Origin of the sequence: Micromonospora sp. NPDC020750, from assembly GCF_044334565.1 — a bacterium.
In the GTDB taxonomy this organism is placed as follows: Bacteria; Actinomycetota; Actinomycetes; order Mycobacteriales; family Micromonosporaceae; genus Micromonospora.
In genome coordinates, this window is sequence record NZ_JBIRTH010000005.1 from 206,741 (window position 1) to 221,211 (window position 14,471).

The following is a 14,471-nucleotide window of genomic DNA, read 5'->3' on the forward strand; positions in this document are numbered from 1 at the left end:
GGTTGAGGGAGGCAGAAGGTGGCGCATCCGATCAGGCGCTCGAACGCGGCCAGAGGCATCGCGGCGGGTACGGTTGCACTGCTCGCGGCGGCTGTGCTGCCGGCGGGCACGGCGTCGGCGTCGTCCGACAAGGCGAAGAGCCCAGCGCGGCCCGCGCAGCACGTGATCATGTTCGACTTCGACGGGTTCGACCCCCGTTTCCTTGAGGGGCGCTACGCCGACCTGGCGGAACTGCCCAACATCCGGGCACTGATCGAGAACGGCGCCCACGGCGTCGCAGACGGGTCGTACTCGTCGTATTCCAACTCGTCCCGGACGACGACGGCGACCGGCGCGTACCCCGCCGTGCACCGCAACACCGGCTACTACTACAACCACGAAACCAACCGTGGCGTCTCCCAGGAGCGGTACATCGAGCCCGGCGTCGAGACGATCGCCCAGTCGCTGAAGCGGCAGGACCGCACCTCGGCCTACCTCCAGTGGTACGCGGTACAGAACTACGGCGCCACGTACGGTGACCCCGCCGCGCTGTACACCCAGCCGGGCGGAAACTGCGAGACCCGCGCCAACCAGGCGATCGCGCTGCTGCGTGGCGAGCCCGTCAACTCCGGCGGCACGATGGTCGACCCGGCCGCGATCCCGGACCTGATCACCGTCTACTGCGACGACGTCGACGGCGCGCTGCACGACGGCGGATTCACCGACCCCGACCTTCCGGCCGCCCTGGCCCGGGTGGACGCCCAGATCGGGCGGGTCCGCGACGCCGCCCGCGAGGCCGGTATCCTGGACCGGACGGCCTTCCTCGTCACCGCCGACCACGGTGCCCGGGAGTGGACCGTTCCGCTGCTGCCCGAGGTGCTCGACCGGCTGTCCGTGACGGGCCTGAAGGTCCAGGTCATCTCCTCCTCGGGAGGCGTACCGGACCCGACGAGCGAGATCGTCATCGTGGCCTCCCCGCGCACCGCCGACATCACCCTGAGCGGCAGGGCGGACACTGCGAAGAACGCGCGCCGCATTGCCAAGATCATTAAGGGCATCCCGGGGATCGCGGCCGTCCACGACGAGCGGGACCTGCGCCGGATGAACGCCAGCGACAAGCTCGGTGACCTCGTCGTGGAGCCGGTCGAGCCGTACCACCTGTCCACGCTCACCGACGGCGCCCCGCGCGCCTCGCACGGCGCGCTGCCGGAGGCGCACGTCCCGATGGTGCTCTCCGGAGCCGGGATCCGTCGCGACGTCCCACTGCGCAACGTCGGCCTGGTCGACGTGGCCGCCACCATCAGCGCACTGCTCGGCGTCCAGCCGCCGGCGACCTCACAGGGGCGCGTCATGCGCGGGGCCATCGAGCGGTCCTGATCGTCACCACACGCACATCAAGGAAAGGCACGACATGACCCACCTGACCAAGCGCCGGTTCGCGGCGGCGATCGCCGCCGCGACCGCGCTCACCACCCTCGCCGCCTGCGGCGGATCGGGCGAGTCGGAGGCGGAGAAGGCCAAAGAGATCACCTTCTGGACGCCGCAGACGACCCCGCAGCGGGTCGCCGCGCAGGAGAAGGTCGCGGCCCGGTTCACCGAGAAGACCGGCATCGCAGTGAAGGTCGTCCCGCTCAGCGAGGCCGACCAGAAGCAGTCCCTGGCGACCGGTGCCGCCTCCGGGGACGTACCGGACGTGATGTTGCACGGCGCCACGACCACGGCCGCCTGGCGGTCCCAGGGGCTGCTGAACACGAAGGCCGCCGAGGAGGTCGTCGAGGAGCTCGGTGCCGACACGTTCAACGCGAACGCCCTGAAGGCGTTCAGCCTGGACGGCAAGGTCGGCGCCGTGCCGAGCGACGGCTGGGTGCACCTCCTGGTGTACCGCAAGGACCTCCTCCAGGCCGCCAACGTCAAGGTGCCCGCCAGCCTCGAGGAGGTGGCGAAGGCCGCCACCACGATGAAGGCGACCGGGGTGACCGGCATCGCCATGGGCACCCAGGCCGGCACCCCGTCCGGCACCGAGGGCATCTACTCCATGTTCCAGAGCGCGGGCTGCCAGCTCGTGCAGGACGGCAACATCAAGATCGACTCGCCTGAGTGCACCCGGGCGGCTGAGCAGTTCAAGGTCCTGCGCGACTCGAGCGCGCAGGGCGACTTCGACGTGACCAGCGCGCGGGCGGCGTACCTCGCCGGCAAGGCCTCGATGCTGCTCTTCTCGACCCACATCCTCGACGAGCTGGCCGGGCTGGACAAGGCCAACCCGCCGACGTGCCCGCAGTGCAAGGCCGACCCGGCGTTCCTCTCGAAGAACTCCGGCTTCATCACCGTGCTCGACCGGAACCACCCGGCGCAGTACGGCGCCACGCTCGGCTACGGCATCCCCGAGGGCGCCAACACGGCCGGGGCGAAGGAGTTCATCAAGTTCATGATGGAGGAGGGCTACTCGGACACGCTCGCCTCGGCGACCGAGGGCCGGATCCCGCTGCGCAACGGCACCAAGGCCGACCCGAACGCCTACCTCGACGCGTGGGGCAAGCTCGGCATCGGGCCGGAGGCCAAGAGCTCCGTCGCCGAGCTGTACGGCCCGGAGATGGTCACCCAGATCCGCGACGGCGTCAACGCCGTGAGCCTGTGGGGCATGGGCACGAAGGACTCGCCCCTGGCCGGGGCGGTCACCGCGGAGAACGTGCTCGCGCAGTTCCTTGAGCGTCTCTACGGCGGGGAGTCGCCCGCAAAGGTGACGAAGGGGATGGCCGAGGAGGTCAAGAAGGTCCAGGCCGGCCTGTGAGCACGCCCTCAGGCCGGTTCTCTCGCTGGGAGCGGCTGAGCCGCTCCCAGCGAGAGAACCTGAACGGCCAGCTGCTCACCGGCCCGACTCTGCTGCTGATCGGCCTGGTCGTCCTGCTCCCCTTCCTCCTGGTCCTCGTCTTCGGGTTCTCCGACACGAGACTGATCGACATCCCCCGGTTGTCGCCCTCCACCATCGAGTGGACGTTCGACAACATCGTCGACGCCTGGCAGTCGGAGGCGTTCTGGGGGGCGCTCTGGACCACCGTCATCTACGCGACCCTGACCACGATCGGGTCCATCGGTGTCGGCCTCGCCCTCGCCCTCGCCCTGCGCCGCCCCTTCCGCGGCCAGGGGATCGTCCGCGCGCTGCTGCTGATCCCGTACGTGCTGCCGGTCGTCGCGGCGGCCATGATCTGGCGAACGATGCTCAATCCGCAGTACGGCATCGTCAACGCGATCGGTCAGGAATACCTCGGCTGGCAGAATCCCGTCGGTTTCCTCAGCACCACCTCGACCGACGTGGCGGGCCTGCCCGTCCCGGTGTCGCTGCTCGTCGTCATCGCCTTCGAGATCTGGAAGTCGTTCCCGCTCGCCTTCCTCTTCGTCACCGCGCGGCTGCAGAACGTGCCAGGCGGGATCGAGGAGGCCTCGGCGCTGGACGGAGCCTCCCGGTGGCAGAACCTGCGCCACATCATCCTCCCCCAGTTGCGGGGGGTGCTCCTGCTGTTGCTGCTGATCCGGTTCATCTGGTCGTTCCAGAACTTCAACGACGTCTACCTGTTGACCGAGGGCGCCGGCGGCACCCAGGTCATGGCGATCAAGGTCTACACCGAACTGGTCACCCGGTCCGACATCGGCAGCGCCGCGGCCTACGGACTGCTGATGTCGCTGGTTCTCTGCGTGCTGCTGGCCGGCTACGTCCTGCTCTCCCGGCGGAAGGAGGCGTTGTGAGTTCAGCTATGCGGCCCTCGCGCCCGGTCAACGTCCTGCGGTGGACGCTCATCGCCGTCGCGCTCGTCTGCGCGGTGGGGCCCGTGCTCTACGGGGTGCTGCTCTCGCTGCGCCCGTACTCCGCGGTGCTGCTGGAGCCTCTCGACATCGTCCCCGGCCTCGGCGAGATCGACCTGTCCAGCTACGTCACGGCGATGAAGGACGAGTCGGCGGGCGGCTTCGGGCTCGGCCGGTTCGTGCTCAACTCCCTGCTGGTCGCCCTCGCCACCGTCGTGGTGTCGATCGTCGCGTGCATCTTCGGGGCGTACGCCGTCGCGCGCCTGCGGTACCGGGGCCGCCGGTTCACGAGCGGGATCATCCTCGCCGTCTACCTGTTCCCGGGCATCGTGCTCGCGGTGCCGAAGTTCGTCATCCTGAGCCGGTTGGGACTCTCCCGGTCGCTCGTCGGGCTGCTCGTCGTCTACGTCGCCGCCACCGTCCCCGTCGCGCTGTACATGATGCGCAACTACTTCCTCGCCCTGCCGGAGAGCGTCGAGGAGGCGGCGCTGCTCGACGGGTGCTCATTGCCGACGATGCTGCGCAAGGTCGTGCTGCCGATCGCGCTGCCCGGCGTCGTGGCGACCGCCATCTACGTCTTCATGATCGCCTGGAACGAGTACTTCTACGCGTTGCTGTTCCTCGTCCAGGACCGGTCACGATGGACGGCTCCGCTCGGTCTCGCCCAGCTGACCGACTTCCAGGTGCCGGTGACCGTGCTGCTGGCCGGCTCCATCGCCGTGACCGTGCCCGTCATCGCCATCTTCTTCCTCGCCCAGCGCTACATGGTCGCCGGCCTGACGGCGGGGGCGGACAAGTGAACACCGAAAGGATCATCGACGTGACAGGCCCTGTGACACCGGGATCGGGTCCAGTGCGACTGCTCGTACTCGGCGCGGGAGGACGCGGCGCCCACGCATACGCCACGTGGTGCCTGGAGCACCCCGAGGCCGCTCGGGTGGTCGCGGTCGCCGAACCCGACGCGGAGCGCCGCGACCGGCTGGGTGACGCGCATGCCATCCCGGCTGCCCAACGCTTCACCGACTGGCCGCAGGCCCTCTCGACGCGTGGGCCGTGGGACGCGGTCATCGTCGCGACACCGGACCGTGATCACGTCGATCCCACCCTCCGCGCTCTCGAACTGGGCCACCACGTCCTGCTCGAGAAGCCCATCGCGCCGACGCCCGAGGAGCTGAACAGGCTGACGGCTGCGGCCCGCGACAGCCCCGGCACGGTGACCGTCGCCCACGTGCTGCGGTACACCCCGTTCTTCGGCACCCTGCGCCGCCTGCTCGACGAGGGCCGGATCGGCGAACTACAGGGCATCTCGCACATCGAGAACATCGCGTACTGGCACTTCGCGCACAGTTACGTACGCGGCAACTGGCACCGTGCCGACCAGTCGAGCCCGATGCTGCTGGCGAAGGCGTGTCACGACATCGACATCCTCCGGTGGCTGGTCGGGTCGCCGTGCACGGCGGTCGCCTCATTCGGCGAACGCCGCCACTTCCGGGTCGAGCACGCGCCGAAGGGGTCGACCGAGCGCTGCATCGACGGCTGCGCGGTCGCCGACACCTGTCCCTACAACGCCGAACGCCTGTATGTCGACCAGCTCGCCGCCGTCAACGGGCCGCCCGTCACGGTCGTCACGAACGACACGAGCGTGGCCGGCCGACGGCAGGCCCTGCGGATGACCGACTACGGGCGGTGCGTCTACCGGATGGACAACGACGTCGTCGACCATCAGACGGCGGCGCTGCGGTTCGGCAACGGGGTCACGGCGTCGCTGGTGGTCTCGGCGTTCACCGCGTGGAACACCCGGACGATCACGTTGATGGGCAGCCATGGCCAGATCACCGCGGACATGCGTACGGGCCGGATCGACCTGACGCCCTTCGTCGAGACGCCGCCCAGCCTGGAGACCCACCCGGCCGACGAGACGTTCCAGGTCGACGCCGTTGACCCCGGGGGCGTCAACGATGTCACCGAGGCCTTCACCGGACACGGGGGCGGAGACGCCGGGCTGATGAAGGACTTCACCGAGCGCGTCCGGCGCGCGCTGGCCGGTGAGGATGTCGAGGCGGCGCCGAGCTCGTTGGAGGAGAGCGTGGAGAGCCACTTCGTCGCCTTCGCCGCCGAGCGGTCGCGGCTGAACCACACCCTCGAGGAGCTGTGACGGTGGACGAGGTCCGCGCTCTCGTGGCTCGCGTCGCCGGCACCGCCGACGACGTGCGGGTGGAGAGGGTTCCCGCCGGGGAGGACGCCGCCGTCGCCGGGTACGAGTGCCGCGACGGCGTCCTCACCCTGCGCGGCTCGGACGCCGTCGCCGCGGCGTCCGCGTTCTCGCAGTACCTCAAGGCGCACGCCGGCCGCCAGGTGACCTGGGAACAGCCACGGCTCGAGCCCCGGCCGCAGCCGTGGCCGGAGGCACCCGCGACAAGACTCTCCAGCCCGTTCCCGGTCCGTTACTACCTCAACGCCGTGACCTACGGCTACTCGGCGGCGTACTGGGACTGGGACCGCTGGGAGCAGGAGATCGACTGGATGGCGCTGCACGGCGTCACCCACCCGCTCATGCAGGTCGGCCACGAGGCGGTGCTGGCGGAGATGTTCCGGCGCGCCGGGCTCGACACGGCCCGGATCGACGAGTGGATCGGCAGCGCGGCGCACTTCCCGTGGACGTGGATGGGTAACACCAACTCGTTCGGTGGGCCGCTGCCGGCGGACTGGATCAGCCGTCACGTCGAGCTGGCGCAGCGGATCCTCGATCGGCAACGCTCGCTGGGCATGACGCCGGTCCTGCCGATGTTCGGGGGGCACGTGCCTCCGGAGCTCGCCGATGCTTCGGCCGGTGAGATCGAGTGGCAGGGTTGGCTCACCCCGATCCTCGGTCCCGACAGTGAGCGGTTCGCGTCGTTGACCGCGGAGTTCCTGAGCATCCAGCGGGGCCTGTTCGGCACCGACCACCACTACGCCGTCGACCCGTTCATCGAGTCGGTGCCCCCGTCGGGCGAGCCCGGCTACCTGGCGGCGGTCGGCCGGGCGGTCTACCAGGCGATGACGGACGGCGACCCGGAGGCGACCTGGGTGCTCCAGGGCTGGCCGTTCCACTACCAGCGCGACTTCTGGCGGCCGGAGCGCGTGCGCGCGTTCCTCTCCGGCGTACCGGAGGAGCGGTTAGTCCTGCTCGACCTGTGGGGCGAGCACGCCCCCATGTGGCGCCGCGACGACATGTTCGACCGGCGCTGGGTCTGGTGCGCGATCCACAACTTCGGCGGTCGCTTCGCTCTCTTCGGCGACCTGAGCGGTCTGCGCCGCGACGTCGACGAGCTGAGGCGTGCGCGGCCGTCCCGGCTTGTGGGTATCGGGCTCGCGCCGGAGGCGATCGAGAACAACACGGTCTTCTACGAGCTGGCCACCGACCTCGCCTGGGACGTTCCGCAGCTGGAGGACTGGCTGCGCTCGTTCGCACGGCAGCGCTACGCGGCCGGGCACGACGACTTCGCTTCCGCCTGGCAGATCCTGGCCGACACGCTCTACGGGCCTGGACGTACCCGATCCATCCCGTCGCCGGTCATCGCCCGGCCGTGGTCGGCCGAGACGCCGTTCGCCGCCCAGCGCCTCGCCGGCGAGTTCGTGCCGCAGACCGAGGAGCCGCAGCGGCAGTCGGCGAACATCGACGCCGAGAACGACCCGATGGTGCTCGGCGGCCTGCCGCGGATCGCCGAGGCCGCGCGGTTGCTGCTCGGCCGGGCGACGGAAGCGGGGGTTCGGGGTCAGGTCGAGCGGGACGTCGTCGACCTGGTCGGCCACGTGGTGGCGCAAGGGTGCCGGGTCCATATCCGCGGCATCGTGACGGCCTTCGCCGAGCGCGACGCAGACGGCGTCCTCAGCCACTTCGCCCGGTTCCGGACGGAACTGCTCGACCTCGACGAGCTCGCCGGCACGCGCGCGGAGTCGCGGGTCGGCCAGTGGATCGCCGACGCCCGCGCGTGGGGCGGGTCGCCGGCCGAGGCCGACGTCATGGAGCGGGACGCCCGCAGTCTCATCTCCGTCTGGGGACACCAGTCGAGTGGACTGCACGACTACTCCGGACGGCACTGGGCCGGCCTCATCCGGGACTACTACCTGCCCCGTTGGGAGTTGTGGGCGGACTGGTTGGCCCGGGCCGCCGCGGCGGGGATGGAGCCGGACGTCGGCGTCCTGCGGGCCCGCATCGTCGAGCACGAGGAGTCCTGGCGGGGGGCGATCGGGGGCTACCTCGCCGTCCCGGAGGGGAACACCCTCGACGTGGCGGCCCGGATCCTCGACCGGCTCGGACACTGACCCGGACGGCCCCTGAACCCGGCGTAGGGCTGGGCCGGACAAGGGCACGCTCGCCCGGCGGGCTCGGCGCCTGATCGCAACAGCGCCTCCGCCACCGGGCGAGCGTGCCCTTCCGTTGTCTACTTCGGCACCGGCGAGGTGAAGCCGACGACGGATGCCGCCTTGTTCGACGTGCCGAGGAAGTGCTGCACCTTGTTGGAGCGGTTACCTTCGATGGAGTTGAAGGTGCCGTCGGTGTTGGTCTCGTAGAACGACGTGACGATGCCGACGTGGTCGATGACCCCGTCGCCCTCCCAGTCGTACACCACCGCGTCGCCCTTGCGCGGGATGTAGCTGCCCTTCGAGTGCCAGGTGCCGTTGTTCACACCGTAGGTCTTGAAGCTCGAGGCGAGCGCGTTGAGGCCCGTGTACTTCGCGGTGCCCCAGTAGAAGGCGAACTTCGCGAAGTCGGCGCACCACGCGCGGGCGCGCCAGTTGACCGTCACCCAGGACTTCGTCCCGTCCCGGTACTCGTACCCCTTGCTGGAGTTCCCACAGGTGGAGGCCGGGTTGTTGTCGTACCGGTCGTTGTTCGGGTCGGCCCAGAAGCCGGTGTAGAAGTTGCAGTTGGTGCCCTTCTCGGACAAGCGCTCCAGCACCTCGGCGTTGTCCGAGTAGAGCTGGTTGTACGCGATGTTGCCGACGTCGATGCCCAGGTTGGTGTCGGCGGCGTGGGCGGCGGTCGCCGGAATGATCACGCCCGCGCCTGCGGCTGTCACAGCCACAACCGCGGTGACGGTCCTTTTCACGATGTTCATCGGTCCTCCAGGGATGGGCCGCAGCCTCTGCTACGGCGTGCAGTCAGCGATCTGCGCCCGACGACATGCGCCTCGACCAGACGCACCGGGTCGCCGTCGACACGAATGCGCGATCCCGACGCGCTCGGCTACACAATGGATGCGTTTCCTTTCTAGCATCAGGACCGTCGTTCGGAATTGATTCGGAACAGGTCCGGACAGCCTCGAACGATGACGACCAGCCTCATCACAGGACGCCCTGTCGTGTCCCGATCTGTTCGGAACAGTCTCGGAAGGCTCGGACAACGCGTTTTCCCACCTGCCCGTGCTTCGATGTCCAACAGGGCTCTCCCAGCACGACGGATAGCCGCACCGCGCCCGGCGCAGGACTGCGTCCGAACGGGCCGACAGCAATTCCTTCCGGGAGCGCAACCGCTGATTTCCCGCCCAGTCCCCCAGTCCCTTAAGGATCCTGATGAGAACAAGACTGACCACCGCACCACCCCGGCGGTCACGGACGACGACCTCCGGAGCACTGGTCGCCCTCGGGGTGCTCCTGGTGACGCCGTGGACGCCCGCCGGACCCGCCGGCGCCGCACCAGCCGCACCCGGCAGCGCGGAAACGACGGGGCCGGCCGACACGGTGTCCGGCGTCCACGCCGAAGCGCTGCGGACGGCGGCGACCGACGCGCGGCGTACGGGCCTGCCGGTGATCGTACCGGCCGCGACCACCGCGACCTCGATCACCAGGGCGACCCCGGACGGCAAACTGGTCACCGAGATCACCACCGGGCCCGTCCGCGCACGGGGGGCAGACGGGTCGTGGACGCTGATCCGGCGGCCGGCGAAGCCCACCGCCGGCCGAACCGCGACCGCACCGTCCGCCATCGACCCACCGGTGGCGCTTCCGCTCCTCGGCGACACCGATGTCAACAGCAACTTCGACGGGAACAACGCCGACGGCGAGTACCTGAAGGCAGGCACCGAGGCCGACGGAGAGAAAGCCCGGGCCTACCTGGCGTTCGACACCCGCGGACTCCAGGTCCCCACGAAGGCGGAGCTGACCCTGACCAACGTGGACGCCCCCGGGTGCGGCGCCACGGTCGGCGCGGGCATCCAGGTCCGCCGGGTAACCGACTTCTGGGACCCCGCCGCGCAGACCTGGACACCGCAGCCGACCAGCAGCACCACCGACGCCGTGCTGAGCCGGGAGGGCTCGCAGCTGGGCAGCTGCGGCAGCGGACGGATGTCCTGGGACGTGACCGGGATAGTGGCCCAGTGGGCCGCCGGAACCGCGAAGAACCACGGCCTGGTCCTCCAGGCGCCGAGCGAGACCAGGACGGCCAACTACCGGGTGTTCACCTCCGCCGAGAACACCGAGGAGCTGGGTCCTCCGCCCACCCTGACGGTCACCTCGGAGATCCCGACCACGCCCGGCGAGGGGGATGACCCGGCCGATCCCGGCCCCGCGCCGGCCGACCAGTGGCCGGGCCTCGCGGAGCCCGAGACCGGGTCGTGGGTCACCCGCGGCTCGGACGTCACCGAAGACGGGCTGCTCACCGTACGCAGCCACAGCGCCGGGCAGCGGATCGACCTCACCAACCCCAACGAGAGTGTGCTCGGCCCCAACTGGCGTCTCGAACCCCTCGGCGGCATGCTCGGCAACCGGCTCAAGGACTACAGCGCGAACGGTTACCTCCAGGTCAAGCTCTCGATCGGCACCCAGTCGCTCCGATTCGAGGCCGACCCGGCGCGACCCGGCACCTTCGTCGCCCAGGACGGCGGCACGGTGGTCCGGAACGCGGACGGCAGCTTCACCCAGAGCGGCGGCCCCGACGGCCTCACCTACGTCTGGCGCACGGTCGGCGCGGACCGGCTCATCACCAGCATCGGCGACGCCGCGACCGGCACGGTTCTGATCGGGTACGACGCACAGGGCCGGATCAGCCGGATCACCGCACCCGCCTCGGAGCAGGACGACTGCACGGTGCCGAACGCGGCCGGCTGCGCCTCGGCGACCTTCGGCTACGCGACCAGCACCACCGCCACCGCCACGCAGCTCGGCGACGTGGCCGGGCAGCTCAAACAGATCGATCGCACCGCCGCCGGCGCCACCACCCCGGTCACCGTGGTGCGCTACGCGTACGACCAGCTCAAGCGGCTCCGGGAGGTGCGCGACGTCCGCCAGGTCGACGGCGATCCGGTACTGGTGTCCGCGTACACCTACGACACGAAGGGCAACATCACCCGGCTGAACACGCCCCAGGAGGGGGCGTGGACCCTCACGTACGCCGCACCGGGGAAGCTCTCCGGCGCGACGGCGGACCCGGCGCCCCTGGCGCTACCGACGCAGTGCAGATACGCCACGCAGTACCTCCTCGGCCAGAACGGCTGCTGGGCCGGCCCGGTGCCGATGGAGTACGGCGGGCGGAAGATCCAGCCGTCGTGGAAGCGGACGCCGACCCGGAAGGCCGTCGTCGGGGTCACCCACGACCACTGCACGTCGTCGCCCGACCGACCGTCCGGCTTCGACTTCCGCAGCGCCTGTGACGCGCACGACTACGGCTACGGGATCATCTACCTCAAGACGCAGCAGTGGGACAAGTCCAAGAAGGCGTCCGTGGACGCGGTCTTCTACAGCCTGCTGCGCGACCACACCTGCCCCCGCTACAACATCCTGGTACGGGCCAACTGCCGGTCGACCGCCTACACCTACTACACGGCCGTGCGACTGACCGGCGGCCGGAGCATGAAGTACCGCAGCGAGTACTGACCACCGCCCGGGTTCCCGTCCGGTCCGATCCGGACGGGAACCCGGGCGGCCCGGCTCGCTCGGGGCACGGGACGGTCGTCCGCCGGCACTACGATGGGCATCGACTGCTGCCTCGTGCCGGAGGATGGACATGACCCAGCTCAGTCTCGATCCGCCGCGCCCCGAGCAGCCGGCCACACCGGCCGAGTTCATCGCCGCGCTGCGCGCGCTGAGGCTCTGGTCCGGCCTGACCTTCCGGCAGTTGGCGGCCAAGGCGGGGGCGTCGGGCGACCATCTCGCGGTGAGCACACTCGCCTCCGTGCTGAGCCGGTCCACGCTCCCAAGGCGCGAGGTCGTCGAAGGATTCGTCCGAGCCTGCGGGCTGGACGACCGGGCCGTGGCCGACTGGGTGACGGCCCGTGACGCGCTGGTGGCCCGCTTCGGGCAGCCGGGCGGCCAGGGCCCGCCCTCGGCGGGGCACGGGCCCCCGGCGACGGCTGCCCGTCCCGGCCGTTCGGCGCCCGGCATGCTGCCACCCGACATCGCGGACTTCACCGGTCGCGCCGCACAGGTGGAGACCCTGCGGGACCTGCTCACCGGGCCCCAGGCCGACGAGGGCGGCCCCGGCGTCCAGGTGGTCGCGGCGGTCTCCGGCATGGGCGGCGTCGGCAAGACGACGCTCGCCCTGCACGTGGCGCACCTGCTGGCCGGGGCGTACCCGGACGGCCAACTCTGGGTCGACCTGCGCGACGCGGAGGGTTCCCCGCTGGACCCGGGTGACGTGCTCGCCCGGTTCCTGCGGGCCCTCGGGGTCGACCCCCGCGCCGTCCCCGACGGTCAGAGCGAACGCGCCGAGATCTACCGCACCCTCCTGGCCTCCCGTCGGGTGCTGGTCGTGCTGGACAACGCGAGTTCCGAGCGGCAGATCCGCCCACTCCTGCCCGGCGCCCCGACGTGCGCCGTGGTGGTCACCAGCCGGCTACGGCTGACCGGCATCGAGGGCGCCCGGCACATCGGGCTGGAGCTGTTCACGCCGGCGGAGGCGATCCGGCTGCTCGCCCGGATCACCGACGGCGAGCGCGTGATGCGGCACCTCGATCAGGCCACCGAGATCGCCGAGTACTGCGGCGGACTGCCACTGGCCGTACGGATAGCGGGGGCACGGCTGGCGGCCCGCCCGGCCTGGCGACTGGCGCACCTGGCGGCGCTGCTCGGCGACGAACGTCGGCGGCTGGACCGGCTGGCCACGGGCGACCTCGCCGTACGTGCGTCGCTGGCGCTGAGCTACCGCGAGCTCGACGAGGAGCCCCGGCGGCTCTTTCGCCTGCTCGCCCACTTCGACCTCCCCGACTTTCCCACCTGGCTGGCCGCGACGGTGTTGAACTGCCCGTTCGAACAGGCCGCCGAGCACGTCGAGACGCTGGTCGACGCTCAGCTCCTCACCGTCGCCGGCACCGACGTGGCGGACCAGGTCCGTTTCCGCTTCCACGACCTGGTCCGGCTGTTCGCGGTCGAGTCCGCCGCGGCGGACGAGTCGGAGGAGGCCATCGCCCGGGCAGTCGTGCGTGGGCTCGGCGGTTGGGTCGCGCTCGCGGAGCGGATGGTCCCGGCGATCCCGGGCCCGTGTTTCGCCCTCATCGCCAGCCCCGCGCCGCGTCCGTCGATCGACTGGGCAGAGGAGCACGTGCTGGGCGTCGACCCCCTGGACTGGCTCGACGCCGAACGTGCCGCACTGCTGTCCGCCACCCGCCAGGCCTGCCGGCTCGGCCTGGACGACCTCGCCTTCGACCTCGCGGGCCTGCTGGAGAAGTACTTCGACCTGCGCGGCATGTACGCGGACTGGACCCGCCTCAACACCGAGGTGATGGCGGTCTGCCAGCAGGCCGGCAACCTGCTCGGCGAGGCCGTCATGCTCCGCGGTCTGATCGACGTCACCACCTGGAGCGCCAACCAGAGCGACGACGCCGCGATGGCCCAGTTGCACGCCGACTCGTTCCGGCTGCTGGAGATGTTCGGTGCCCTCGGCCATGATCAGGGCAGCTCGGACGCGGCCGTGATGTGCTCCTGGGCGTTGACGGCGGCCGGCTCGTACCCGGAAGCCGTCACGATGGGCGATCGGGCGCTGCGCCTCGCCTCGCGCTCGGATCACCTCGGCGGTGAGGCGCGGGCCCACCTCGCGCTGGCGGTGTCCACCTTCGAACAGGAGCAGTTCGACACGGCGGCCACCCACACGGCCGCCGCTCTCGACCGGGCCCGGAGGCTCGGCAATCCGCGCTGGGAGGCGACCGCGTTGCAGTTCTCCGGCATCGCCCACCGTGAGCTGGGAAAACTCGACGAAAGCCACCGGTTGCTCACCGAGTCCCTGACGATCTCCCGCACCTACCGGGACGACTACACCGCGACGCTGACCCTGCTGGCCCTGGCCCAGCTGCACTTCAGACGGGGTGCCCCGGGCGCGCGGGAGGCAGCCGAGATGTCGCTGGCGCTGAGCCGCGAATACCACCTGACCCACCACGTGGCCGAGGCGCTCCGGCTCCTCGGCGAAATCGAGCTGGTCGAGGGCCGCCCGACCCAGGCCGTCCCGTACCTGGAGGAGTCCGTCTCGTTGTGGCGTACCCGAGGCTGGCACTCCTTCCAGGCCGCGACGCTGACCATCCTCGGCCGGGCCCGGCTGGACTCCGATCGGCGGGCCGCGCGGGAGGCGTTCCAGGAGGCGCACGCGTTGTTCACCCGGCTGGGCAACACGGACAGGGCCGCCGAACTGGACCTGCTGATCCGCGCGACAGACGGGGCGGTGGAGGGTGACAGCGGTGCTCGACCGTGATCCGCGACCGCGTCCGCCGCCCGGTTGCCCCTGCCGC

The 14,471-nt window shown here is 70.6% G+C and carries 9 protein-coding genes; 8 read left to right on the top strand and 1 reads right to left on the bottom strand.

Features of this window, described 5'->3' with window-relative positions:
- The first annotated feature begins 18 nt into the window (after positions 1 to 18).
- From ACH4T9_RS17505 to ACH4T9_RS17530, 6 genes are read left to right on the top strand one after another with little or no spacing between them, the layout of a single operon-like run.
- The gene (locus ACH4T9_RS17505) at positions 19 to 1,356 is read left to right on the top strand and encodes an alkaline phosphatase family protein (protein WP_396672407.1); all 1,338 of its coding nucleotides are present in this window, start codon (positions 19 to 21) and stop codon (positions 1,354 to 1,356) included.
- Between the two features lie 34 nt (positions 1,357 to 1,390).
- Entirely contained in the window at positions 1,391 to 2,767 is a 1,377-nt protein-coding gene (locus ACH4T9_RS17510) for an ABC transporter substrate-binding protein (protein ID WP_396672406.1), read from the top strand.
- A complete protein-coding gene (locus ACH4T9_RS17515; RefSeq protein WP_396672405.1) occupies positions 2,764 to 3,720 on the top strand; it encodes a carbohydrate ABC transporter permease in 957 nt (318 codons plus the stop codon). Before ACH4T9_RS17510 ends, ACH4T9_RS17515 begins: the two co-directional genes overlap by 4 nt.
- Complete coding sequence (locus ACH4T9_RS17520) at positions 3,717 to 4,577, top strand: carbohydrate ABC transporter permease (protein WP_396672404.1); 861 nt, start codon at positions 3,717 to 3,719, stop codon at positions 4,575 to 4,577. Before ACH4T9_RS17515 ends, ACH4T9_RS17520 begins: the two co-directional genes overlap by 4 nt.
- A 53-nt stretch (positions 4,578 to 4,630) precedes the next feature.
- A complete protein-coding gene (locus ACH4T9_RS17525; RefSeq protein ID WP_396672403.1) occupies positions 4,631 to 5,932 on the top strand; it encodes a Gfo/Idh/MocA family protein in 1,302 nt (433 codons plus the stop codon).
- 2 nt (positions 5,933 to 5,934) lie between these two features.
- The gene (locus ACH4T9_RS17530) at positions 5,935 to 8,082 is read left to right on the top strand and encodes an alpha-N-acetylglucosaminidase TIM-barrel domain-containing protein (RefSeq protein ID WP_396672402.1); all 2,148 of its coding nucleotides are present in this window, start codon (positions 5,935 to 5,937) and stop codon (positions 8,080 to 8,082) included.
- A gap of 119 nt (positions 8,083 to 8,201) precedes the next feature.
- Here ACH4T9_RS17530 and ACH4T9_RS17535 read toward each other — a convergent pair whose 3' ends face one another.
- Positions 8,202 to 8,840: a CHAP domain-containing protein gene (locus ACH4T9_RS17535; protein WP_396672401.1), complete on the bottom strand. Its 639-nt coding sequence runs from the start codon at positions 8,838 to 8,840 to the stop codon at positions 8,202 to 8,204.
- Positions 8,841 to 9,333: 493 nt separating this feature from the next.
- On the opposite strand from ACH4T9_RS17535, the gene ACH4T9_RS17540 reads away from it, so the two are divergent.
- The gene (locus tag ACH4T9_RS17540) at positions 9,334 to 11,631 is read left to right on the top strand and encodes a phospholipase A2 (RefSeq protein ID WP_396672400.1); all 2,298 of its coding nucleotides are present in this window, start codon (positions 9,334 to 9,336) and stop codon (positions 11,629 to 11,631) included.
- Positions 11,632 to 11,761: 130 nt separating this feature from the next.
- A complete protein-coding gene (locus tag ACH4T9_RS17545; RefSeq protein WP_396672399.1) occupies positions 11,762 to 14,434 on the top strand; it encodes an ATP-binding protein in 2,673 nt (890 codons plus the stop codon).
- The last annotated feature ends 37 nt before the right edge of the window (positions 14,435 to 14,471 follow it).

Coding starts and splice junctions, on each gene's coding strand:
- ACH4T9_RS17540 (WP_396672400.1), top strand. CDS start 9,334: ATGAGAACAAGACTGACCACCGCACCACCCCGGCGGTCACGGACGACG.
- ACH4T9_RS17510 (WP_396672406.1), top strand. CDS start 1,391: ATGACCCACCTGACCAAGCGCCGGTTCGCGGCGGCGATCGCCGCCGCG.
- ACH4T9_RS17545 (WP_396672399.1), top strand. CDS start 11,762: ATGACCCAGCTCAGTCTCGATCCGCCGCGCCCCGAGCAGCCGGCCACA.